The sequence below is a fragment of the Sinomonas sp. B1-1 genome, from assembly GCF_050474465.1.
Classification (GTDB): Bacteria; Actinomycetota; Actinomycetes; order Actinomycetales; family Micrococcaceae; genus Sinomonas; species Sinomonas flava.
The window spans coordinates 133,858-155,424 of record NZ_JBCHVF010000002.1; the positions used below are offsets into that span (position 1 = coordinate 133,858).

General features: G+C 71.7%; 21 protein-coding genes. 8 read left to right on the forward strand and 13 right to left on the reverse strand.

From position 1 onward, the window contains the following. Positions 1 to 21: 21 nt before the first annotated feature. Together ACQ5BE_RS05310 and ACQ5BE_RS05315 are read right to left on the reverse strand one after the other, a co-directional pair. Positions 22 to 2,121, reverse strand: a complete 2,100-nt coding sequence (locus ACQ5BE_RS05310; RefSeq protein WP_430295932.1) for a biotin carboxylase N-terminal domain-containing protein — start codon at positions 2,119 to 2,121, stop codon at positions 22 to 24. A 7-nt stretch (positions 2,122 to 2,128) separates the two neighbouring features. Further along, on the reverse strand, positions 2,129 to 3,736 hold the full coding sequence (locus tag ACQ5BE_RS05315; protein WP_430295934.1) for a carboxyl transferase domain-containing protein: 1,608 nt from the start codon (positions 3,734 to 3,736) through the stop codon (positions 2,129 to 2,131). A gap of 108 nt (positions 3,737 to 3,844) precedes the next feature. Between ACQ5BE_RS05315 and ACQ5BE_RS05320 the strand changes: the two genes are divergently transcribed. After that, positions 3,845 to 4,447 (forward strand): TetR/AcrR family transcriptional regulator, encoded by a 603-nt coding sequence (locus ACQ5BE_RS05320; protein ID WP_430295935.1) that lies wholly within the window; start codon positions 3,845 to 3,847, stop codon positions 4,445 to 4,447. An 87-nt stretch (positions 4,448 to 4,534) separates the two neighbouring features. On the opposite strand, the gene ACQ5BE_RS05325 is transcribed toward ACQ5BE_RS05320, so the two are convergent. Genes ACQ5BE_RS05325 through pdhA form a run of 3 tightly spaced genes read right to left on the reverse strand, consistent with a single transcriptional unit; the run spans position 4,535 to position 8,069 of the window. After that, positions 4,535 to 5,911, reverse strand: a complete 1,377-nt coding sequence (locus ACQ5BE_RS05325; RefSeq protein ID WP_430296275.1) for a dihydrolipoamide acetyltransferase family protein — start codon at positions 5,909 to 5,911, stop codon at positions 4,535 to 4,537. Positions 5,912 to 5,913: 2 nt separating this feature from the next. After that, positions 5,914 to 6,936 (reverse strand): alpha-ketoacid dehydrogenase subunit beta, encoded by a 1,023-nt coding sequence (locus ACQ5BE_RS05330; RefSeq protein ID WP_430295936.1) that lies wholly within the window; start codon positions 6,934 to 6,936, stop codon positions 5,914 to 5,916. A gap of 2 nt (positions 6,937 to 6,938) precedes the next feature. Further along, entirely contained in the window at positions 6,939 to 8,069 is a 1,131-nt protein-coding gene (pdhA, locus tag ACQ5BE_RS05335; RefSeq protein WP_430296276.1) for a pyruvate dehydrogenase (acetyl-transferring) E1 component subunit alpha, read from the reverse strand. Positions 8,070 to 8,242: 173 nt separating this feature from the next. On the opposite strand from pdhA, the gene ACQ5BE_RS05340 reads away from it, so the two are divergent. Both ACQ5BE_RS05340 and ACQ5BE_RS05345 read left to right on the forward strand, forming a co-directional pair. After that, entirely contained in the window at positions 8,243 to 8,719 is a 477-nt protein-coding gene (locus tag ACQ5BE_RS05340) for an Lrp/AsnC family transcriptional regulator (protein WP_208712159.1), read from the forward strand. A 16-nt stretch (positions 8,720 to 8,735) separates the two neighbouring features. Then, positions 8,736 to 9,260: a hypothetical protein gene (locus ACQ5BE_RS05345; protein ID WP_430295937.1), complete on the forward strand. Its 525-nt coding sequence runs from the start codon at positions 8,736 to 8,738 to the stop codon at positions 9,258 to 9,260. Positions 9,261 to 9,359: 99 nt separating this feature from the next. On the opposite strand, the gene ACQ5BE_RS05350 is transcribed toward ACQ5BE_RS05345, so the two are convergent. Together ACQ5BE_RS05350 and ACQ5BE_RS05355 are read right to left on the reverse strand one after the other, a co-directional pair. After that, positions 9,360 to 10,964, reverse strand: a complete 1,605-nt coding sequence (locus tag ACQ5BE_RS05350) for a solute symporter family protein (protein ID WP_208712157.1) — start codon at positions 10,962 to 10,964, stop codon at positions 9,360 to 9,362. After that, positions 10,961 to 11,356 carry a DUF485 domain-containing protein gene (locus ACQ5BE_RS05355; protein ID WP_430295938.1) on the reverse strand — a complete coding sequence of 132 codons (396 nt, stop codon included), beginning with the start codon at positions 11,354 to 11,356 and terminating at the stop codon, positions 10,961 to 10,963. Before ACQ5BE_RS05355 ends, ACQ5BE_RS05350 begins: the two co-directional genes overlap by 4 nt. A gap of 172 nt (positions 11,357 to 11,528) precedes the next feature. Between ACQ5BE_RS05355 and ACQ5BE_RS05360 the strand changes: the two genes are divergently transcribed. Genes ACQ5BE_RS05360 through ACQ5BE_RS05375 form a run of 4 tightly spaced genes read left to right on the forward strand, consistent with a single transcriptional unit; the run spans position 11,529 to position 15,395 of the window. Next, positions 11,529 to 12,755 carry a sensor histidine kinase gene (locus tag ACQ5BE_RS05360; protein ID WP_430295939.1) on the forward strand — a complete coding sequence of 409 codons (1,227 nt, stop codon included), beginning with the start codon at positions 11,529 to 11,531 and terminating at the stop codon, positions 12,753 to 12,755. 5 nt (positions 12,756 to 12,760) lie between these two features. Further along, positions 12,761 to 13,492, forward strand: a complete 732-nt coding sequence (locus ACQ5BE_RS05365; protein ID WP_344299734.1) for a LytR/AlgR family response regulator transcription factor — start codon at positions 12,761 to 12,763, stop codon at positions 13,490 to 13,492. Then, entirely contained in the window at positions 13,489 to 13,902 is a 414-nt protein-coding gene (locus ACQ5BE_RS05370) for a hypothetical protein (protein WP_255405595.1), read from the forward strand. Before ACQ5BE_RS05365 ends, ACQ5BE_RS05370 begins: the two co-directional genes overlap by 4 nt. Next, positions 13,899 to 15,395, forward strand: coding sequence for a cation acetate symporter (locus ACQ5BE_RS05375; RefSeq protein ID WP_430295940.1), 1,497 nt, complete (start codon positions 13,899 to 13,901; stop codon positions 15,393 to 15,395). The genes ACQ5BE_RS05370 and ACQ5BE_RS05375 overlap by 4 nt, the downstream gene beginning before the upstream one ends. A gap of 61 nt (positions 15,396 to 15,456) precedes the next feature. Here the strand turns inward: ACQ5BE_RS05375 and ACQ5BE_RS05380 are convergent, their stop codons facing one another. The 6 genes from ACQ5BE_RS05380 to rpsB form a co-directional block, all read right to left on the reverse strand. After that, complete coding sequence (locus tag ACQ5BE_RS05380) at positions 15,457 to 16,032, reverse strand: DivIVA domain-containing protein (protein WP_430295941.1); 576 nt, start codon at positions 16,030 to 16,032, stop codon at positions 15,457 to 15,459. 55 nt (positions 16,033 to 16,087) lie between these two features. Next, entirely contained in the window at positions 16,088 to 17,044 is a 957-nt protein-coding gene (locus tag ACQ5BE_RS05385; RefSeq protein ID WP_430295942.1) for a phosphatidate cytidylyltransferase, read from the reverse strand. Then, complete coding sequence (gene frr / locus ACQ5BE_RS05390; protein WP_208712150.1) at positions 17,044 to 17,601, reverse strand: ribosome recycling factor; 558 nt, start codon at positions 17,599 to 17,601, stop codon at positions 17,044 to 17,046. The genes ACQ5BE_RS05385 and frr overlap by 1 nt, the downstream gene beginning before the upstream one ends. A gap of 100 nt (positions 17,602 to 17,701) precedes the next feature. Next, positions 17,702 to 18,490, reverse strand: a complete 789-nt coding sequence (pyrH, locus tag ACQ5BE_RS05395) for a UMP kinase (RefSeq protein WP_208712149.1) — start codon at positions 18,488 to 18,490, stop codon at positions 17,702 to 17,704. Positions 18,491 to 18,626: 136 nt separating this feature from the next. Then, complete coding sequence (tsf, locus tag ACQ5BE_RS05400; RefSeq protein WP_208712148.1) at positions 18,627 to 19,463, reverse strand: translation elongation factor Ts; 837 nt, start codon at positions 19,461 to 19,463, stop codon at positions 18,627 to 18,629. Positions 19,464 to 19,591: 128 nt separating this feature from the next. Then, positions 19,592 to 20,491 carry a 30S ribosomal protein S2 gene (gene rpsB / locus ACQ5BE_RS05405; protein ID WP_430295943.1) on the reverse strand — a complete coding sequence of 300 codons (900 nt, stop codon included), beginning with the start codon at positions 20,489 to 20,491 and terminating at the stop codon, positions 19,592 to 19,594. A gap of 502 nt (positions 20,492 to 20,993) precedes the next feature. On the opposite strand from rpsB, the gene ACQ5BE_RS05410 reads away from it, so the two are divergent. Further along, the gene (locus ACQ5BE_RS05410) at positions 20,994 to 21,521 is read left to right on the forward strand and encodes a peptidoglycan DD-metalloendopeptidase family protein (protein ID WP_430295944.1); all 528 of its coding nucleotides are present in this window, start codon (positions 20,994 to 20,996) and stop codon (positions 21,519 to 21,521) included. Positions 21,522 to 21,567 lie beyond the last annotated feature (46 nt).

Genomic DNA, 21,567 nt, shown 5'->3' on the forward strand with positions numbered 1-21,567 from the left:
TGAGGGTGGTTGGCGGGCCTGTCAGCCAGCGGACGGGGTGATGGTGGCGACGACCTGGTCGGCCTTGACCAGGGCGCCCGGGGTCACGTGGAGCTGGACCGTTCCGGCGAGGGCGGCGACGAGCTGGTGCTCCATCTTCATGGCTTCGACCGCGACGAGGGGTTGGCCCTCCTCGACGCGCGCGCCCTGCTCGACCGCGACCGAGACGACGGTGCCGGGCATCGGCGTGCGGACCTCGGGATCCGCCTCGCCCTCGTGGCGGTGCACAGCCGCGCGCACCCGTTCGAGGCGGGCTGCCCGGCCCAGGACCGGCAGCGCGACCGACCATCCCGCATCGCCGAGGAGGAGAGTGCGCTCCCCCGTCGGTTCGGTCGCATCCGCCCACGCGTAGCGGCGGTCCTCGCCGTCGAGGGCGAGCACGACGACGCCCGGCCCGTCCGGGGCCAGGGTCGCCTTGCGCTCCGGCCCGCCGTCGAGGCGCACGGTGGAGGGCCCGACGCTCACCGTGGCGATGCCCCCGTCCGGAGTGCCGAGGGTGACCCGCGGCGGCGCCGGGGCGCTGATCCGCCAGCCGTCCGGCGCCCACGGGCCAGCGCCTGCCGCGCCCGCGCCTGAGGGGCCCGCTCCTGAGGGGCCCGCGCCTGCAGGGCCGGCCGGGTCCTGCGCGGCGATGAGGGCGGCGGCGGCGTACTCCGGCTCGCCGGGCGCCCTGAAGGCGAGGTGCTCGAGGCGGCGCTCGATGAGCGTCGTGTCGAGGTGGCCGGCGCGCACGTCGGGATCCGCCAGGAGGAGGCGCAGGTACTCGATGTTGGTCGCGACGCCGAGCACGGTGTAGTCGGCGAGCGCGGCGTCGAGGGCCGAGAGGGCCTCGGCCCGGTCGCGGCCCCACGCGATGCACTTGGACAGCATCGGGTCGTAGTCCGAGCCGATGGTGAGTCCCGCCAGGAGCGAGCTGTCCACGCGCACCCGGGCGCCGGCGTCGTGCGTGCCTGCCCGCACCGGCGCGCCCTCCGGGTCAGCGGACCCGGGTTCGCGCAGCAGCTCGACGCGGCCGGTCGCCGGGAGGAACCCACGCGCGGGGACCTCCGCGTAGACGCGGGCCTCGATCGCGTGCCCGTCCAGGCGGACGTCGTCCTGGGCGATGGCCAGCGGCTCCCCGGCGGCGACCCGGAGCTGCTGCTCGACGAGGTCGACCCCCGTGACCATCTCGGTGACCGGGTGCTCGACCTGGAGCCGGGTGTTCATCTCCATGAAGAAGAACTCGTCCGGGGCCTCGTCGGAGACGAGGAACTCGACCGTTCCCGCGCCGACGTACCCGACCGACCGCGCGGCGTCGCACGCGGCCGCCCCGATCCGCTCACGCGTCTGCGCGTCGAGGAGCGGGGACGGCGCCTCCTCGATGACCTTCTGGTGCCTCCGCTGGAGCGAGCACTCGCGCTCGCCGAGGTGGATCGTCGTGCCGTGGACGTCCGCGAGGACCTGGACCTCGATGTGCCGGGGCGCCCGGACGAGCCGCTCGAGCAGGAGCGTCCCGTCCCCGAACGCCGCAGTCGCGACGCGTCGCGCGGCCGCGAGCGCGGAAGGGAGCTCGGCCGCGGACTCGACGACGGTCATGCCCTTGCCGCCGCCCCCTGCGGAGGGCTTGATGAGCAGCGGGTACCCCACGCCGTCGGCCTTCGCCACGAGGTCCGCGTCGGACAGGCCCGGTTCCGACACTCCCGGGATGACCGGCACGCCGTAGCCCGCCACATGGTTCTTGGCCCGGATCTTGTCCCCCATGACGGCCAGCGCCTCGACGCCGGGGCCGACGAAGACGATGCCGGCGTCCGCGAGCGCCTGCGCGAAGGCCGCGTTCTCGCTCAGGAAGCCGTAGCCGGGGTGGACCGCTTCCGCGCCGGAAGCCCGGGCCGCGTCGACGATGGCCGGGATGCTCAGGTAGCTCTGGGCCGCGGCGGCCGGGCCGATGCGGACGGACTCGTCAGCCTCGCGCACGTGGCGGGCCGCGGCATCGGCGTCGCTGTAGACCGCGACCGAGGCGATGCCCAGCCGCCGGAGCGTGCGGATCACGCGGCAGGCGATCTCGCCGCGGTTGGCAACGAGGACCTTCGTGAAGGGGGTCACGGTGCGCTCACATCCTGAAGACGCCGAAGGACGTCTCCGGCAGGGGGGACTGGGCGACGACGGCGAGGGCCATGCCGAGCACGCGGCGCGTGTCGGCGGGGTCGATGACGCCGTCGTCCCAGAGCCTGGCTGTCGAGTAGTAGGGGCTGCCCTGGGCCTCGTACTGGGCGCGGATGGGCGCCTTGAAGGCCTCCTCGTCCTGGTCGGCCCAGTCCTCTCCGCGGGCTTCGAACTGGTCGCGCTTGACCGTCGCGAGGACGCTGGCGGCCTGGTTCCCGCCCATGACGGAGATACGGCTCGCGGGCCACATCCACAGGAACCTCGGCGAGTACGCACGGCCGCACATCGAGTAGTTGCCGGCCCCGAACGAGCCTCCGATCACCACCGTCAGCTTGGGCACGCGGGTCGTGGCGACGGCCGTCACCATCTTGGCCCCGTGCTTCGCGATCCCCCCGTGCTCGTAGTCGCGCCCGACCATGAAGCCGGAGATGTTCTGCAGGAACACGAGCGGGATCCCGCGCTGGTCGCACAGCTCGATGAAGTGCGCGCCCTTCATGGCGGACTCGGAGAACAGCACCCCGTTGTTCGCCACGATGCCGACGGGGTGGCCGTGGACGTGCGCGAACCCTGTGACGAGCGTGGCGCCGTAGTCCTTCTTGAACTCGTGGAACGCGCTGCCGTCCACGAGCCGCGCGATGACCTCGTGCACGTCGTACTGCGCATTCACGTCCGTCGGGACGGCCCCGTAGAGCTCCGACGCCTCGGCCTTGGGCTCGACGGCGGAACGCACCTCCCACGGCGGCGCGGCCGGCGGCGGGAACGTCTCCACGATGCTGCGGACGATCTCGAGGGCATGCTCGTCGTTGTCCGCGAGGTGGTCCGCGACCCCGGAGACCTTCGCGTGGACGTCTCCCCCGCCGAGCTCCTCGGCCGTGACGATCTCCCCGATCGCGGCCTTCACCAGCGGCGGCCCGCCCAGGAAGATCGTGCCCTGGTTGCGCACGATCACGGTCTCGTCGCTCATGGCAGGCACGTACGCCCCGCCGGCGGTGCAGGAGCCGAGGACGGCGGCGATCTGCGGGACCTTCGCCGCCGAGAGGCGCGCCTGGTTGTAGAAGATGCGGCCGAAGTGCTCGCGGTCCGGGAACACCTCGTCCTGCTTCGGGAGGAAGGCGCCGCCCGAGTCGACGAGGTAGATGCACGGGAGGCGGTTCTCGAGTGCGATCTCCTGGGCGCGCAGGTGCTTCTTGACCGTCATCGGGTAGTACGTGCCGCCCTTGACCGTCGCGTCGTTCGAGACGACCATCACGTGGCGGCCGTGGACGAGGCCGATGCCGGCGATGACCCCCGCTGCCGGGCACTCGCCGTCGTACATGCCGTCCGCCGCGAGGGAGGCGATCTCGAGGAAGGGCGAGCCGTCGTCGAGCAGGACGTCGATGCGCTCGCGCGGGAGCAGCTTGCCGCGCGCCACGTGCCGCTCGCGCGACCTCTCCGGGCCGCCGAGCGCGGCCGCCGCGAGGCGCTCGTGCAGCTCGGCGGCGAGGGCCCGCTGGGCGGCGTCGTTCTCGGCGAACGCGGCTGCTGCGGGGTCCAGCCGGCTGAGCAGGGTCTCCATTGAACCTCCGGTCCGACGAACTCGGTTAGTGACGGCTAACTGGATTCTAAGTTAATGTGGATTAACTGTGATGTCCAGCACAGGGTTCCCCTGAACCGCAGGAGTGACATGGGAGAGGCAGCCAGCCCGCGCATCCAGGCGAAGGCCGAGCGCCGCCGGGCCATCCTCGACGCCGCGGCCGGCCTGTTCTCCGCGCAGGGGTACGCGGGGGCCTCCCTCGAGGACCTCGGCGCCGCGGCCGGCGTGAGCGGGCCAGCCATCTACCGGCACTTCCCCGGCAAGCAGGCGGTGCTCGGGGCGCTGCTCGTGGGGGTCAGCGAGGAGCTCCTCGCGGGAGGCCGGCGCGTGGCCGGGGCAGAGCACGACGACGCCGCGCGGCTGGCTGCGCTGGTCGCCTTCCACGTGGACTTTGCGCTCACGCGGCCCGACGTGATCCGGGTGCAGGACCGGGACCTGGCCTCCCTCGCCGAGGGCGACCGCGAGCGCGTGCGGTCCCTCCAGCTCGCGTATGTGGACGTCTGGCGGGCGGCCCTCGCTCCGCTCCACCCGGACGAGGACCCCGCGCGGCTGCGCATGCGCGCTCTGGCGGTGTTCGGGCTCATCAACTCGACCCCGCATTCGGTGCGCCGGCACGGGGGGCGCGTCCCGGCGTCGTCCGCCCGCCGGCTCCTCGAGGCGATGGCCACGGCGGCCCTCAACGCCCCCGAGTGACGGGACCCCGCAACGTTCCGGCAGGGACCCCGCAAGGTCCGCCGCGCTTGCGGGGTCCTTGGCGGGGGCTTGCGGGGTCCCGTCCCGTCAGACCATGGTGATGACCAGGCCCGGGTCCGCGAGGATCGCGCCCAGGTCGGCGAGGAAGCGGGACGCCTGTTCGCCGTCGACCAGCCGGTGGTCGAAGGACAGCGAGAGCGTCATGACCTCGCGCAGCGCGACCTCGCCGTGGAACTCCCACGGCAGCCGGCGCACTTGGCCCATGGCGACGATCGCCGCCTCGCCCGGGTTGAGGATCGGCGTTCCGGCGTCGATCCCGAACACGCCGATGTTTGTGATCGAGATCGTCCCCCCGGAGAGCTCCTCGGGCGTGGGGCGGCCGTCCCTGGCGTTCTGCGCGAGCCCGGCAATGGCCTCGGCGAGCTCTGGCAGCGTGAGGTCCTGCGCGTCCTTGACGTTCGGCACGACGAGCCCGCGCGGCGTCGCAGCCGCGATGCCCAGGTTGACGTAGTGGTACTGGACGATCTCCTGCGCCGCCTCGTCCCAGTGCGAGTTGAGCGACGGATTCCGCCTCAGCGCCACGAGCACGGCCTTCGCCACGAGCGTGAGCGGCGTGACCTTCAGGCCGGAGTAGGCGCGGTTCTCCCGCAGCCGCGCGAGCAGCTCCATCGACGCCGTGACGTCGACCGTCAGGAACTCGCTCGCGTGCGGCGCAGTGAACGCGCTGGCGACCATCGCAGCCGCCGTGAGCTTCCGCACGCCCTTGATCGGGGTTCGGGTCTCGCGCTCGCCCGGGCTCGGGCGCACGACGCCGGCCGCCTCCTGAGCGGCCTCAGCACCCACATCGGGGGTTCCGGCCGCGGCAAGCACGTCGTCGCGGGTGATGAGCCCGTGGGTTCCGGTACCGGTCAGCGATTCGAGGTCGATGCCGAGGTCCTTGGCGAGCTTCCTCACCGGCGGGGTGGAGCGTGGACGCTCAGCCGCCCGAGGCTCAGGGGCTCCCTCCGGCTCAAGCGCCGCCTCCGGCTCCGGCGCATGTGCCTGCTCCGTTCCGCCGGGCTCGCCAGGCGCCGGCCTCGACGCCGCCCAGGCCCTCGTCTTCCGGGCCGGTCGCCCGGTGTCCTCGATCGCGGCGCCGTACCCGACCAGGTTGGGCTCGCGCTTCGGCTTGGCGGCCCCCTGGGAGCCCCCAGCGGTGAGCCGCGCCGCCTCCGCGGCGACCTCGAAGGCGACGATCGGCGTTCCCACCGCGACGATCGTGCCGGGCTCGGCCAGCAGCCGAGCCACCCGCCCCGAGTAGGGGCTCGGCAGCTCGACCACGGCCTTGGCCGTCTCGACCTCTGCGATGACCTGGTTGAGCGACACCGTGTCGCCCGGGGAGACACGCCAGGCCACGATCTCGGACTCGGTCAGCCCCTCCCCCAGGTCGGGGAGGCGGAACTCGCGGATCACCGTCTCGGCCACGGTCACTGGCCCTCCTCCAGCCCGCTGAGTGAGTTCGGCCGGCCGAGGGCGCGGTCGACCCCGTCGAGGATCCGGTCGAGGTCGGGCAGATGGTGGTGCTCGATCTTCGAGTAGGGGTACGGGATGTCGAAGCCGGTCACCCGGACGGGGGCGTGCTCGAGGTGGTAGAAGCAGCGCTCCGTGATGCTCGCGGCGATCTCCGCGCCAAGCCCGCCGGACTCGCCCGCCTCATGGGCGACGACGAGCCGGCCCGTGCGCCGCACCGACGCCTCGAGCGTCGGGTAGTCCACGGGCGAGAGCGAGCGCAGGTCGACCACCTCTACGGACACCCCCTCGTCGGAGGCGGCCACCGCGGCATCGAGGCAGGTCTTGACGAGGGGCCCGTAGGCGACCAGCGTGACGTCGCCGCCCTCGGCCACGACCCGGGCCTGGCCCATCGACAGCCCGAGCGGCCCCTCGAGCCCGACCGACTCGTCGACCTCGCCCCGGTCGTGGTACCGCCGCTTGGGCTCGAAGAACACCACAGGGTCGTCGGAGGCGATGGCCTGCTGGACCATCGAGTACGCGTCCTGGGGATTGGAGACGGCGACGACCCGCAGGCCGGACGTGTGCGTGAAGTACGCCTCGGGGGACTCCGAATGGTGCTCCGGAGAGCCGATGCCTCCGCCGAACGGGATGCGGATCGTCAGGGGCATCCTGACCATCCCCCGCGTCCGGTAGTGCAGCTTGGCGACCTGGGACACGATCTGGTCGAACGCCGGGTACACGAAGCCGTCGAACTGGATCTCCACGACGGGCCGGTAGCCGCGGTACGCCATGCCGATCGCCGTGCCCATGATGCCGGCCTCGGCCAGCGGCGTGTCGATGACGCGGTGCGCGCCGAAGTCCTTCTGCAGCCCGTCGGTGATGCGGAAGACTCCCCCGAGCCGGCCGATGTCCTCGCCCATGAGGACGACCTTCGGGTCGCGCTCGAGGGCGCGGCGGAGGCCGGCGTTGAGGGCCTTGCCGAATGTCATCTCGGCCATGGTCAGGCTCCTTCCGCGGCGGGGCCTTGACCGGCGTCGAGCCCCGCGAGGTAGCGCTCGTAGTGGTCACGCTGGCGGTCCAGCCAGGAGTTCGGCTCGGCGTAGACGTGCTCGAACACCGCCTCGTGCGGGGGATCGGGCATGTGGATGGTCTCGTCGCGGAGGCGCGCGGCGACGTCGTCGGCCTTCGCGGCCACCCGCTCGCGGAGCGCGTCGTCGAGGATCCCGCGCGCCGTCAGGTAGGCCTCGAAGCGCGCGATCGGGTCACGTTCCCTCCAGTCCTCGAGCTCGTTCGCGTCGCGGTAGCGCGTCGGGTCGTCCGCGGTCGTGTGGGGGCCCATGCGGTAGGTGACCGCCTCAATGAAGGAGGGGCCATTGCCGCTGCGGGCCCGCTCAAGGGCCTCCCGCGTCGCGGCGAGGCACACGAGCACGTCGTTGCCGTCCACCCGGACGCTGGGGATGCCGAACCCAGGGGCCCGGTTGGCGATCGGCACGTGGGCCTGCAGGGCCACCGGCTCGGAGATGGCCCACTGGTTGTTCTGGCAGAAGAACACCACCGGCGCCTGGAAGCTGGCGGCGAAGACCATGGACTCGTTGACGTCGCCCTGGCTCGTGGCGCCGTCGCCGAAGTAGGTGATGGCCGCAGACTCCCCGCCGTCGAACTGGATGCCCATCGCGTACCCGGTGGCGTGGAGGGTCTGGGCGCCGATGATCACCTGGGTGGGAGCCATGTTGACAGCGAAGGGGTCCCAGCCCGCGTTCGCGTTGCCCCGCCAGACGCGCATCATGTCCGCCACCTCGACCCCCCGGCAGTACGCGACCGCGGTCTCGCGGTAGCTCGAGAAGACGAAGTCGTCCGGCCGCAGCGCCCGGCCCGAGCCGATCTGCGCGGCCTCCTGGCCCAGGAACGGCGGCCAGAGCGCGAGTTCCCCCTGCCGCTGGAGGGACGTCGCCTCCGCGTCGATGCGCCGTACCACCACAAGGTCCTCGTACAGCCCCGCGAGGACGTCCGCACCGCCGGGGCCGTCGACGTCCGCCAGGTACTTGTCGAAGCGCGCGTCGTGGGCGCGCCTGCCGTCCGCTGCCAGGAGCTGGACGGGTTGGCCGTCGGCTCCCGCGGTCATCTGGTACATCGACACGTTCTCTTCTCCACTGCTCGCCACTGCCGGTACACATCGCCGTCGGGGCGCGTCCGCCTCGAATTACTGTGACCATACTCACAAGGCACAGGGGGCACAACTGAACGAACAAAACATGGGCAGGATGCACAATGCGAGGGCGAGCCGCCGTGCTAGCGTTGCGCAGCATGCACGTCGTTGACGCCACCGACGCCCGCATTCTGCGGGCCCTCGCCGAGGACCCGCGCCGCACCGTGGTGGCCCTCGCCCAACAGCTCGGGCTGTCCCGCAACACCGTCCAGGCCCGGCTCTCCCGCCTCGACGCCGGCCACGTGTTCCTCGGCTTCGACCGACGCATCAATCCGTCCTCGCTCGGGTACCCGCTGCTCGCCTTCATCACGGTCCACGTCCAGCAGCGCAAGCTGGCCTCCCTGACAGCGGAGATCGCGCGCATCCCGGAAGTGCTCGAGGGGCACGGGCTCACCGGCACGGCGGACCTGCTCCTGCGGGTGGTCGCGGTCGACGCCGAGGACCTCTTCCGAATCAACGGCAAGATCCTCGCGTGCGACGGGGTCGAGCGCACCGACACGGCCCTGGCCATGGGCGACCTCATACCATTCAGGATGGACCCGCTGCTCGAGCGGGGCCCGCGACCGCCCGCCTAGCGCCCAGGACACCGCCATGACCTTTCCGTCCCTGCCGAACCAGAGCCACGCCGGCCCTTCCCGGCCGCGTCAGCCCACCCAGCAGGAGCTGTGGAACGGCCCCGGCGGCGGGGCGCCGCGGGACCGGCGCTGGCTCTGGATCGGCCTCGGGGTGGGCGGCGGGGCGGTGGCACTCGCGGTGGCCGCGGCGATCGTGCTCACCCTGGTCGTGTTCAGCCCCGGCGCGGGGGTCAAGCGCGCCTCGGAGCAGATGAGCGAGGATCTCGCCGCGGGTCGGCTGGACGCCGCGCACGCCCAGTTCACGCCGGCCCTGAAGCAGAACCTCTCCGTCACGGATCTCAGGAGCAGGCTCACCGAGCTCGCCCTGGACGGTTCCTGCTCGGCCGACATCCAGCAGGCCGAGTCGCTTGCCCGGCCGGGGCAGCGGCCCCGCGGCACCGCCTCGGGTGTCCTCGTGTGCGGCAGCCGCGCCTTCGGCCTCTCCTACGTGTGGGAGGGCGACCCGCTCCTCCTCGACGGGATCAAGATCCAGCCGCGGTGACACCGCCGGAGCTGGCCGGCACGCGCGACGGCGGCCGGCCCACCTGGGTGAGCCGGCCGCCGTCGTGCGCCCCCTCCGGGGCGGTGCGAGCGCGGGCCGCTAGTGCGAGACCGCCTTCTCCGCGCCGATGCCGGTGAGGGAGCGGACCTCCATCTCGGCCTGCTTGGCCGGGTCCTCGCGCCGCTTGTCGAGCACCGTGCCGAGCCAGCCGAGCAGGAACGCGAGCGGGATCGAGACGATGCCCGGGTTGCTCAGCGGGAACCAGGCGAAGTTGGCGCCGGCAATCATCGAGGTCTTCGTGCCGGAGACGACCGGCGAGAAGGCGATGAGCAGGATCGCCGAGCCGAGGCCGCCATAGATGCTCCACAGGGCGCCCTGGGTGGTGAACTTCTTCCAGAAGAGCGAGTAGAGGATCGTGGGCAGGTTGGCCGACGCCGCGACCGCGAACGCGAGGGCCACGAGGAACGCCACGTTCTGGCCGTTGGCGAAGATGCCGCCGATGATCGCGAAGATGCCGATCACGATCACGGTACGGCGGGCCACCTTCACCTCGGAGGCGGGGGTGGTCTTGCCCTTGGCGAGGACGTTGGCGTAGATGTCGTGGGCGAACGACGCCGCCGCCGTGATGGTCAGGCCGGCGACGACGGCGAGGATCGTCGCGAACGCGACCGCGGAGATGAAGCCCAGCAGGAGCGGTCCGCCGAGCTGGAACGCGAGCAGCGGAGCCGCCGAGTTCACGCCGCCCGGGGCGGCCTTGATCGCGTCCGCGCCGATGAGGGCAGCGGCGCCGTAGCCGAGGACGAGCGTGAAGAGGTAGAACGCGCCGATGAGCCAGATCGCCCACACGACCGACTTGCGGGCCTCCTTTGAGGTGGGCACTGTGTAGAAGCGCATGAGCACGTGCGGGAGGGCGGCGGTGCCGAGCACGAGGGCCAGCCCAAGGGAGATGAAGTCGAGCTTGGAGGTGTCGGACTTGCCGTACTGCAGGCCCGGGTTGAGGATCTTCTCGCCGCCTGCGCCGGCCGCCTCGACGGCGCTGCCGAGGAGGGTGGAGAGGTTGAAGCCGTTGATCGCGAGGACCCAGATGGTCATGGCGAAGGCACCGATGATGAGCAGGACGGCCTTGATGATCTGCACCCAGGTGGTGCCCTTCATGCCGCCGAGGAGCACGTACATGATCATGAGGGCGCCGACCACCGTGATCACGACCGACTGGCCGGCCCAGTCCGAGATGCCCAGGAGGAGGGCGATGAGCCCGCCTGCGCCGGCCATCTGGGCCAGAAGGTAGAAGAAGCACACGGCGAGCGTGGAGATGGCCGCCGCGATGCGGACCGGCTTCTCGCGGAGCCGGAAGGAGAGCACGTCCGCCATGGTGAACTTGCCGGTGTTCCGCAGGAGCTCGGCGACGAGCAGGAGCGCGACGAGCCACGCGACGAGGAACCCGATCGAGTACAGGAAGCCGTCGTAGCCGTTGACGGCGATCGCGCCGGTGATGCCCAGGAACGAGGCTGCCGAGAGGTAGTCGCCGGCGATGGCGGTGCCGTTCTGGCCTCCTGTGAAGGAGCGGCCGCCGGCGTAGTAGTCGGCGGCGGTCTTGTTGTTCTTGCTGGCGCGCAGCACGATCACGATCGTCACCGCGACGAAGAGGGCGAAGATCGCCATGTTGAGCCAGGAGCTCTCCTGCAGGTTGGCTGCGAGGTTCATCGCGGGGTCTCCTCTCCGGCCGAGGCGGTGCGGGCCGCGGCGTCGAAGTCGTGGTGCTCGATCTCGCTGCGGATCGCCTCCGCGGCCGGGTCGAGCTTCTTGTTGGCGTGGTGGACGTACCACGCGGTGATGCCGAAGGTGCTCACGAACTGGAGCAGGCCCAGCACGAGTCCCAGGGTGATGTTCCCGGCGACCTTGATGGACATGAAGTCGTGCGCGTAGTCGGCCAGCAGCACGTACAGGAAGTACCAGAGCAGGAACGCTCCGGCGAGGGGGAAGACGAAGCTGCGGTGGCTCCTGCGCAGTTCGCGGAACTCTCCGCTGGACTGGACCAGCTGGAAGTCGGGATGCGCGGCCTGTGCCGTCGCGTCCCGCGAGGCGTCATTGCCCAATGGATCCTCCTCGGGAGGCCGGGATCACGGCCCCGGCATGTGGGTGATGCACATCACTCTCGCGTGCGCCCGGAGTGCCGTTCCAGAGGTTTCGCGCCTGCATCGCCCAGCGGAGGCGGGCGTGCGCCGAACGGCGCACCCTCGACGGCGAGCGGCGGATAGCCTTGGCTCCATGTCCCAGGATGCGCTCTCGCTCGCGGTCATCGCGCTCGTGCTGGTGGCGGGCGCCGTCGTGGCCCTCGTCGCCTGGCGCGTGGGGCGCTCGCGGAGGGACTTCGGCAGCGACGCGGAGCGCGCCAGCTACACGATCCTCCACTCGGCCGCCCAGGCCGGCCGGTACCTGCGGGGCGGCCTCGACCCGGACGGCGCCGCGAAGGCCGCGGGACACCTGCGCTCGATGCTCGGCGCTCCCGCGCTGGCCCTCACCGACGAGTCCCGGCTCATCGCCTGGGACGGCGCCGGGAGCGCACACCAGAGCACCGTCATGGCCCTCGCGCAGCAGACCCTCGCCGCCGGCCGCACGCGCGTCGTGGACGACGCCGAGCTGGACTGCGCCGCCGCCGGCTGCACCGAGCGCGACTGCCCGGTGCGCGGAGCGGTGGTCGCCCCGGTGCGTGCCGCGAACCGCGTGATCGGCACCGTCGTGGCGTTCTCGCCGTCGCCGGGGGCGGGGGCCGGGCTGGTGCGGGCCACGGGCGAGGTCGCGGACTGGGTCGCGACCCAGGCCGAGCTCGCCGAGCTGGACCGGTCCAGGACGCTCCTGATGGAGGCCGAGGTGCGGGCGCTGCGGGCCCAGATCAGCCCGCACTTCATCTACAACTCGCTCAACGCCATCGCCTCCTACATCCTCACCGACCCCGGGCGCGCCCGGGAGCTCGTCGTCGAGTTCGCCGACTTCACCCGCTACTCGTTCCGCCGCCACGGGGACTTCACCACCCTCGCCGAGGAGCTGAAGAGCATCGACCGGTACCTCCTGCTCGAGCGGGCCCGCTTCGGCGAGCGGCTCCAGGTGAGCCTGCGCATCGCGCCCGAGGTGCTCGGCACCGTCGTGCCGTTCCTGAGCCTCCAGCCCCTCGTCGAGAACGCAGTCCGCCACGGGCTCGAGGCCCGCGAGGGCGTCGGGCACATCTCGATCACGGCCGAGGACTCGCCGAACGAGGCCATCGTGCGGATCGAGGACGACGGAGCCGGCATGGACCCCGAGCGGCTCCGCGAGGTCCTCGCCGGGCACGCCGGCGGGGTACACGTGGGGCTGCGGAATGTGGACGCCCGCCTGCGCCAGGTGTACGGCGATGACCACGGCCTCGTCGTCGAGACGGCCCCCGGGGCGGGCACGCTCATCACGCTGCGCATCCCCAAGTCGCAGCCCCAGCACGATGTGCGGCCGCCACTAGACTGAGGCGCATGATCACCGCCCTCGTCGTCGACGACGAGCTGCCCGCCGTCCAGGAGCTCTCCTACCTCCTCGGCCGCGACGAGCGCGTCTCGACGGTCCACACGGCGACCTCGGGGACGGAGGCGCTCAAGGTCCTCGAGCGCGAGGACGTGGACGCGATCTTCCTCGACATCCACATGCCCGGCCTCACAGGCCTCGAGCTCGCCCGCGTCATCGCCCGCTTCGCCTCTCCCCCGGCGGTCGTCTTCGTCACCGCCGACGAGGACCATGCCCTCGAGGCCTTCGACCTCGCCGCCGTCGACTACCTCCTCAAGCCCGTCCGGCCCGAGCGGCTCGAGCGCTGCGTGGGGCGGATCGTGGACCAGCACGACGGCGCGCGCCCCCACCCCGACGCCGCGCCGGAGGTCATCACCGTCGAGCAGGGAGGGGTGACCCGGATGATCAGGCGGGACGACGTCGCGTTCGTCCAGGCACAGGGCGACTACGCGCGCCTGCACACGCCGGAGGGCTCGTACCTCGTGCGCGTCCCGCTGACCGACCTCGAGCGGCAGTGGGGCCCGGCCGGGTTCGTGCGCATCCACCGCTCCTACCTCGTCGCCATGGACGCGGTGCAGCAGCTGAGGCTCGGGGGCCCGCAGCCGTTCGTGGTCGCCGGCGGCGCGGAGCTGCCCGTGAGCCGCCGGCTCCTGCCCGGGCTCCGCGAGCGGCTCGCGGCGACCAGGATCAGGCCGCTGACGTGAGCACCGCACCGGGCGGGGAGGACCCGGAGGCGATGCGCGCCGTCGACCGCTCCAAGCGGGTCCGGGTCACGGCGCCGGTCTCGAGCGCCGCGCCGGCCCCGCGCTCCCCCTCCCTCTCCCGCGAGGTGGCCGAGCAGTCGGACGTGGGCGGCGTCGTCCTGCGGTCCCTGATGCGCTCGCAGCTGCGGCTCGCGCTCGTCGTCGCGGGCGCGTTCCTCGCGGCGATCGGATCCGTCTGGGCGGTCTCCGAGCTCGCCGCGCAGCTGCCGTGGCTCCCCGGGCTGCCGCTCGTGTGGCTGCTCATCGGCGGCCTGCCGTACCCGGCTGCGGTCGTCTGCGGCATCGCCTACTACCGCGCCGCCACGCGGAACGAGCAGCGCTACGCCGAGCTGCTCGAGGACCGCCCGTGACCCCCGCGATCGGGCTCTCCGCGATCGGGCTCGTCGCCGCGGCGACGGTGCTCGTGGGCTTCTACGGGCTGAGGATCTCCCGCACCACGGGGGACTTCTATGTCGCCTCCCGGACCGTCCGGCCGTGGTGGAACGCCTCGGCGATCGGGGGCGAGTACCTCTCGGCGGCGAGCTTCCTCGGCGTCGCCGGCCTCATCATGGTCACCGGCGCGACGGGGCTCTGGTACCCGGTGGGGTACACCGCCGGGTTCCTCATGCTGCTCCTCTTCGTCGCGGCTCCCCTGCGCCGGTCAGGCGCCTACACCGTGCCCGACTTCGCCGCCGCGCGCCTCGGGTCGCTCGCGGCGCGGCGCACCACCAGCGTCCTCGTCGTGCTCATCGGATGGCTGTACATCGTGCCCCAGCTCCAGGGTGCCGCGCTCGCGGTGCGCATCACCACGGGCCTGCCAGGCTGGACCGGGTCCGCGGCGGTGGTCGCCGTCGTCGTGCTCGCCGTCATGCTGGGCGGGATGCGCTCCATCACCTTCGTCCAGGCGTTCCAGTTCTGGCTCAAGCTCGCGGCCATCGCCGTGCCGGCGGTGTTCCTCGCGCTGCACTTCGCGGGCCAGGGCGTGGAGCCGTCGTCGGACCCCTCCGCGCTCGACGGCATCCCGAATCAGCTCGGCACGCCCGACGGCGGCTACCGCACCGTCTCGCTCATGGTCGCCCTGCTCTTCGGGACCCTCGGGCTCCCCCACGTCCTCGTGCGCTTCTACACCAACCCCGACGGGCGCACCGCGCGCAGGACCACGGTGATCGTGCTCGGGCTGCTGTCGGTGTTCTACGTGTTCCCGACCATGTTCGGGGTCCTGGGCCGCCTCGCGGCGCCCGAGCTGGCCGGCGAGGGGGACGCCCTCGCGATCCTGCTGCCGCAGCGCCTCGTGCCGGGGCCGCTCGGCACGGCCCTCTCGGCGCTCGTGCTGGCCGGGGCCATGGCGGCGTTCCTGTCGACCACCTCGGGCCTGCTCGTGTCCGTCGCCGGCGTCATCAGCCAGGAGTTCTTCGGCGGCAACGTGCGGGGGTTCCGCGCGGCTGCGGCGCTGTCCGCGCTCGTCCCGCTCGTCGCGGCGCTCAGTGCGGGCCCGCAGGCCCTCGCCGGCAGCGTCGGGCTCGTGTTCGCCTTCACCGCCTCGACGATCTGCCCCCTGCTCGTCCTCGGGATCTGGTGGCGCCGGCTCACGAGCGTCGGCGCGGTCGCCGGGATGGTGACAGGCGCCCTCGCGTGCGGGGGCGCACTCGTCGCCTCGGGGGTGCTCGGCGCCGCGGCGGCTGCCAGCGGTCCCGTCGATCCCCCCGTGAAGGTCGCCGCCGCGCTGTGTGCCCAGCCCGCGGCGTGGACCGTTCCCCTCGCGTTCGCCGTCATGGCGATCGTGTCGCGGGCCAGCCGGCGGCGCGTCCCCCGCGGGGCGGACCGCTTCCTCGTCCGGATCCACTCGCCCGAACCGGCCGACTGACCGCGCAGCCTGGCCGGGCTGCGCCCGCGCCGGGCTGCTTCGCGCCCTGGCTGTCCCGGCCTCAGTCGATGGCGGCCATGAGCTCGACCACGCGGTCGAGGAACGCGTCGACCTGGGTCTCCTCGTAGCCTTCCTGCCCCGTCACCGTGCGGAAGACGGCGGTGCGCACCTCGTCGGCGCTCATCGAGGAGCCGTTCTCGAGGTAGTCGAGGAGCCGCACGCAGAGGGCGTCGACGTCCTGGACCTGGTACGACGGCGCCTTCTGGCTGCTCGGGCGGCGGAAGCGCTCGCCGTCGTGCCTCGCCAGCCGTCCCCGCAGGACTCCCGCGAGCTGGCCGATCTCCCTGAGCCAGGCCTCCTCGCCCGAACGCTCGATGAGCTCCTCGCGCTCACGCCGCGCGAACGCGTCCTCGAGGCGGTCGAGCGCCGCGTCGACCTCGCTCGCATCAAAGCCGCCGCGGACGGCGTCGAAGGACACCATGCGTACTTGGTGGCTTGTCACGGCGGGTGCCGAGGAGTCCTCCAGGTAGGCGCGCGCGGCGGCCATGAACTTCTCCACCTGCTTCGGGCTGTACCCGAGGTCGCCGCGCCCTACCCGGTCGAAACCTGCAGCAGCGCTGTCGTCGGTGTGCGCCACGGTGCCGCGTCCTCCCCTTCTGTTGACTAGCTCCATCATGCCTCCTGCTCGCCCACTAGGAACCCGGCACCAGCGCGAACACGAGGTACGCCGCCGGCGTCGCGAACAGGATCGAATCGAGCCTGTCCATCATGCCGCCATGGCCCGGGAGGATGCTGCTCATGTCCTTGATCCCCAGCTCCCGCTTGACCATGGACTCCGCGAGGTCGCCCGCCGTCGAGGCGGCGACCATGACGACGGCGAGGACGACGCCGAACCACCACGGCCTGCCCAGGAGCAGCACGGCCCCGAGGACCCCCACCACGATCGCCCCGCCGGCCGAGCCGGCGAACCCCTCCCAGGACTTCTTCGGACTGATTTTCGGCGCCATCGGATGCTTCCCGATGCTGGCACCCACGATGTAGCCGAAGGTGTCGTTGGCCACCACCAGCAGGAGCGTGAGCACGAGCTGGAGCGTGCCGGCGGGGACCATGCCGCCCGGCCACAGTCCGAAGCCCGGCGGGACCGGCGCGTCATGCAGCGGCAGGACCGCGTACCCCACGAGGAAGGGGACCCACAGGATCACGAACACGCCCGCGAAGACGCTCTTGGCGGCGCCCTCCAGGTGTTCGAGGCTCTGCCACAGGAGCACCGCCGCGCATCCGAGCACGAGGGTGAACAGCTGCGCCTCCTGACCGCCAAAGTACGCCGCCACGGGAATGGCGAAGGTTGCGGCCATGACAGGCACGATCGGCACGTGCGTGCCGTGTGCCTCGAGGGCCCGGGAGACCTCCCACGAGCCCAGCAGCACTGCCGTCAGGGCGATGAGCAGGAAGCCCAGGGGCCACAGGAACAGGCCCGCGAGGAGCGCGGCCAGGAGCACCAGACCGACGGCGACTGCGGCCGGCAGGTTGCGTCCGGCGCGCGAGACCCTCGCGGCCCGCAAAGCCTTCCGCGCCCGGGGGTCGCCAAGGTCCGGGCCGCCCTGTGCGGGAGGCCCGGACGCCGGCACCTCGGGATGCGGGGTGCTCATCAGACCTCGAGGAGTTCCGATTCCTTGCGCTTGACGAGCTCGTCGACCGCGTCGACGTGCTTCTTGGTCAGGACGTCGAGCTCCTTCTCGCCGCGCACGCCGTCGTCCTCGCCGACCTCGCCGTCCTTGACGAGCTTGTCGAGCGACTCCTTGGCCTTGCGGCGGATGCTGCGGATGGAGACCTTCGCGTCCTCGCCCTTGCCCTTGACGATCTTGACGTACTCCTTGCGGCGCTCCTGGGTGAGCTCCGGAAGCACCACGCGGATCACGTTGCCGTCGTTGGACGGGTTCGCGCCGACCTCCGAGTCGCTCAGCGCCTTCTCGACCTCGCGCAGGGCGCTCTTGTCGTAGGGCGTGATGAGGATCGTGCGGGCATCGGAGACCTGGAAGGAGGCGAGCTGCTGCAGCGGCGTGGGGGTGCCGTAGTAGTCCACCATCACCTTCGCGTAGAGGGCGGGGTTGGCACGGCCGGTGCGGATCGACGCGAAGTCCTCCTTGGCCACCTCGACGGCCTTCTCCATCTTGTCGGTGGCTTCGAGCAGGGTCTCTTCGATCACGTCTGTCTCCTAGAAGGGAATCGTTGCAGCTCAGGGTGCGGCCGGTACGGTGCCCGGCCGCTGGGCTAGGAACATCCTAGCCGCGAGGAAGGGGTCCTGCTTAGACGGTCACGAGCGTGCCGAGGCTGTCGCCGCGGATGGCCTTCGTGACGTTGCCCTCGCCCTCCATGCCGAAGACGACCATGTCCAGCTTGTTGTCCTTGCACATGGTCATGGCGGTCTGGTCCATGACACGGATGTCGCGGCGCAGGGCGTCGTCGTAGGTGAGCCGGTCGAGCTTCTCGGCAGTGGGGTCCTTCTTCGGATCGGCGGTGTAGACGCCGTCGACCCCGCTCTTGGCCATGAGCACGACGTCGGCGTGCACCTCGAGCGCGCGCTGGGCCGCGACAGTATCGGTGGAGAAGTACGGCAGGCCGGCCCCGGCACCGAAGATCACGACCCGCCCCTTCTCCATGTGCCGGATGGCGCGGCGCGGGATGTAGGCCTCCGCGACCTGGCCCATCGTGATGGCGCTCTGGACGCGGGTCTCGACGCCCGCCTGCTCGAGGAAGTCCTGGAGGGCGAGGCAGTTCATCACCGTGCCGAGCATGCCCATGTAGTCCGCGCGCGAGCGGTCCATCCCGGACAGGGAGAGCTCGGCGCCGCGGAAGAAGTTGCCGCCCCCGACCACGATGGCGATCTCGACGTCGTCGACCGCCGCGGCGATCTGGTCTGCGATCCCCCGGACGGTGGCCGGGTCGACGCCGAGCTTGCCGCCGCCGAACACCTCTCCGGAGAGCTTGAGCAGCACGCGTCGGCGCCGCTGCGGGCGGGGATCGCTGTCCCGGGCATCCGGCTCGGGGAAGGCGGAGGGGGCGAGGTCGGCGTCGGTGGTCTGAACGGTATCCATGAGTGAGTCCCCTCGGGCGAACGTGGGCGAAAGGCCTTGGTCTAGAGTAGCGGCACGGGCTGGGCGTGAGCGTGACACGCCATGGTCGGCACAGCAAAGGGGCGGCCACCGAAGTGGCCGCCCCTCTACGGGAGTGCTAGGCGCCGACGCGGAAGCGGGCGACGGCGGTCGCCTCGACACCCGCCTCGGAGAGCACCTGGCCGACGGACTTCTTGGCGTCCTTGGCGAACGCCTGGTCGAGGAGGACCTCGCCCTTGTAGAAGCCGGTCACGCGGCCTTCGACGATCTTCGTCATGGCGGCCTCCGGCTTGCCCTCGGCCTTGGCGGTCTCCTCGGCGATGCGGCGCTCCGACTCGACGAGGTCGGCCGGGACGTCCTCACGGCGGAGGTAGTTCGGGGCCATCGCGGCCACGTGCACGGCGACGTCGTGCGCGGCCGTCTGGGCGGCCTCGCCCTCGCCGTCGACGGCGAACAGGACGCCGACCTGGGCCGGGAGGTCCTTGGACGTCTTGTGGAGGTAGGCGTCGACCGTCTTGCCCTCGATGCGGGCGATGCGGCGGACGGCGACCTTCTCACCGAGGACGGCGCCCTCCTCGACGACGAACTCGCTCAGCGGCTTGCCCTCGACGTCGGCAGCCAGGAGCGCATCGAGGTCGGCGGCACCCGAGGCGACGGCCGTGGCCAGGACCTTGTCGGCGAGTTCGATGAACTTGGCGGACTTGGCCACGAAGTCGGTCTCGCAGTTGACCTCGACCATGACGCCGACGCCGTTCTCGACCTTGGCGGCAACGAGGCCCTCGGCGGTGGAGCGGCCCTCGCGCTTGGTGGCGCCCTTGAGGCCCTTGATGCGGATGATCTCGATGGCCTTCTCGGAATCGCCGTTGGCCTCGTCGAGAGCCTTCTTGACGTCCATCATGCCGGCACCGGTGCGCTCGCGCAGGGCCTTGATGTCAGCAGCAGTGTAGTTCGCCATGTGAACCCCTTACGTCAGTTGTTCTGCAGTTCTCTTCCGGCCGCGAGGATGGCACCCCCTGACGCAGGGGGCGCCATCCTCGCGGCGGCCTCCGTGTCCCGGGGGTCACGGAGAATTCGTGGATCGAGTTACTCGGCGGACTCGCCGGCAGCCTCGGCAGGAGCCTCAGCAGCGGCCTCGGCCTCAGCGGGAGCCTCGGCGGCAGCGGCCTCAGCGGGGGCCTCGGCGGCAGCGGGGGCCTCGGCGGCAGCGGCCTCGGCCTTCTGGCCCTCGAGGAGCTCGCGCTCCCACTCGGCGAGCGGCTCGGCCTGGGCGCCCTCATTGCCGGCGGCGCGGTTCGTGCGGGCGATGAGGCCCTCAGCGACGGCGTCGGCGACGACACGGGTGAGCAGGTTCACGGAGCGGATGGCGTCGTCGTTGCCCGGGATCGGGAAGTCGACCTCGTCGGGATCGCAGTTCGTGTCGAGGATCGCCACGACCGGGATGCCGAGCTTCTTGGCCTCGTCGACCGCGAGGTGCTCCTTCTTGGTGTCCACGATCCACAGCACCGACGGGGTGCGGGTGAGGTTGCGGATGCCGCCAAGGGTCTTCTCGAGCTTGTCCTTCTCACGCTCGAGGATGAGGAGTTCCTTCTTGGTGCGACCCGATCCGGCCACGTCCTCGAAGTCGATCTCCTCGAGCTCCTTGAGGCGCTGGATGCGCTTGGCGACCGTGGAGAAGTTGGTGAGCATGCCGCCCAGCCAGCGCTGGTTGACGAACGGCTGGCCGACGCGCGTGGCCTGCTCGGCGATGGCCTCCTGGGCCTGCTTCTTGGTGCCGACGAAGAGCACGGTGCCGCCGTGGGCAACCGTGGCCTTGACGAACTCGTAGGCGCGGTCGATGTAGGACAGCGACTGCTGGAGGTCGATGATGTAGATGCCGTTGCGCTCGGTGAAGATGAAGCGCTTCATCTTCGGGTTCCAACGGCGGGTCTGGTGACCGAAGTGGACGCCGCTGTCGAGCAGCTGGCGCATGGTAACGACGGGCATGCCGACGCTCCTTCCGGCAGGTCTTCTTTTCGAGGGCGCCTCGCGGCGGCCCTTGCCCCTGCCATAGTTGACGGTTGTTGACGACGTTCAGCCTGAATTGGCCGCGCGCCCCTGGCACCCCCTGCCCGCCCGAGCCGCCGAGACGGACCGTCAGACGTGCAGTGCGCATCCCCATCCTCTGGCCGAAGGGCACTTGAAACATGGGGAAGCGCGCTGGATGCGCGGAGTCGGCCCTCGCGTCACCGCTGGGATACTCACCCCGTGATGGGGATCGTGGCACAGCAAAGGAGGCGCGAAAAGCCGCGGTTCCCAGTGTACTACAGGGGTCGCGCCCTCCCGCGCGCCGCTCCCCGGCCCGCGCCGCCATTCTCCGCGGCCCGCTCCCCCGTGGAACGATGCGCCGAGGGGGTCATTCGCCCTCCACAGGACGCGGCACCGGCGCGTCGTCCACATGGCCTACGCCGCGCCGGCGGGGAGGCCTGGGGGAGGAAAGGCTGGGGGCATGAATCCGATCCGCCGCATCACGCCGCTGCTGCTGCTCGCCGCAGCACTCCTCGGCGACGCCCCCGCGGCGCCGCGCCCGGTCGAGGCGCCGGTTCCACAAGCGTCGTGGTCGTGGCCGCTCGAGCCGCGACCCGCCGTCGTGCATCCCTTCGACCCTCCGGAGCGCCCCTGGCTGAGCGGCCACCGCGGCGCGGACCTGGCGGCCACCGCTGGCGCGGCGGTACGTGCTCCGGCCCCGGGGACCGTCGTGTTCGTCGGCTGGGTCGTGGACCGGCCGGTAGTGACCATAGACCACGGCGACGGCCTCAGGAGCAGCTTCGAGCCGGTAGACAGCCCCTTGGCGGTAGGCGCTGAGGTGGAGAAGGAGGCGCCCCTCGGCACTCTGGGGCCGGCAGAAGCGGGCCATTGCGCCCCCGCGGCATGCGTCCACTGGGGCGTCAGGCGCGGAGACGAGTACGTCGACCCGCTTCAGTTCGTCGAGGACCGCAGGCCTTCGGTCCTCCTGCCGTGGGCCGGTCCGCCGTGAGCGCGTTGGTGCCGTCCCGGGCGCGACATGATCGCGGGATTGGCCC

What these genes read in the sequence shown, in the direction of transcription:
- ACQ5BE_RS05315 (WP_430295934.1), bottom strand. Translation starts at nt 3,736, where the DNA reads ATGGAGACCCTGCTCAGCCGGCTGGACCCCGCAGCAGCCGCGTTCGCC.
- ACQ5BE_RS05320 (WP_430295935.1), top strand. Translation starts at nt 3,845, where the DNA reads ATGGGAGAGGCAGCCAGCCCGCGCATCCAGGCGAAGGCCGAGCGCCGC.
- ACQ5BE_RS05330 (WP_430295936.1), bottom strand. Translation starts at nt 6,936, where the DNA reads ATGGCCGAGATGACATTCGGCAAGGCCCTCAACGCCGGCCTCCGCCGC.
- pdhA (WP_430296276.1), bottom strand. Translation starts at nt 8,069, where the DNA reads ATGTACCAGATGACCGCGGGAGCCGACGGCCAACCCGTCCAGCTCCTG.
- ACQ5BE_RS05340 (WP_208712159.1), top strand. Translation starts at nt 8,243, where the DNA reads ATGCACGTCGTTGACGCCACCGACGCCCGCATTCTGCGGGCCCTCGCC.
- ACQ5BE_RS05345 (WP_430295937.1), top strand. Translation starts at nt 8,736, where the DNA reads ATGACCTTTCCGTCCCTGCCGAACCAGAGCCACGCCGGCCCTTCCCGG.
- ACQ5BE_RS05350 (WP_208712157.1), bottom strand. Translation starts at nt 10,964, where the DNA reads ATGAACCTCGCAGCCAACCTGCAGGAGAGCTCCTGGCTCAACATGGCG.
- ACQ5BE_RS05360 (WP_430295939.1), top strand. Translation starts at nt 11,529, where the DNA reads ATGTCCCAGGATGCGCTCTCGCTCGCGGTCATCGCGCTCGTGCTGGTG.
- ACQ5BE_RS05365 (WP_344299734.1), top strand. Translation starts at nt 12,761, where the DNA reads ATGATCACCGCCCTCGTCGTCGACGACGAGCTGCCCGCCGTCCAGGAG.
- ACQ5BE_RS05385 (WP_430295942.1), bottom strand. Translation starts at nt 17,044, where the DNA reads ATGAGCACCCCGCATCCCGAGGTGCCGGCGTCCGGGCCTCCCGCACAG.
- pyrH (WP_208712149.1), bottom strand. Translation starts at nt 18,490, where the DNA reads ATGGATACCGTTCAGACCACCGACGCCGACCTCGCCCCCTCCGCCTTC.
- tsf (WP_208712148.1), bottom strand. Translation starts at nt 19,463, where the DNA reads ATGGCGAACTACACTGCTGCTGACATCAAGGCCCTGCGCGAGCGCACC.
- rpsB (WP_430295943.1), bottom strand. Translation starts at nt 20,491, where the DNA reads ATGCCCGTCGTTACCATGCGCCAGCTGCTCGACAGCGGCGTCCACTTC.
- ACQ5BE_RS05410 (WP_430295944.1), top strand. Translation starts at nt 20,994, where the DNA reads ATGAATCCGATCCGCCGCATCACGCCGCTGCTGCTGCTCGCCGCAGCA.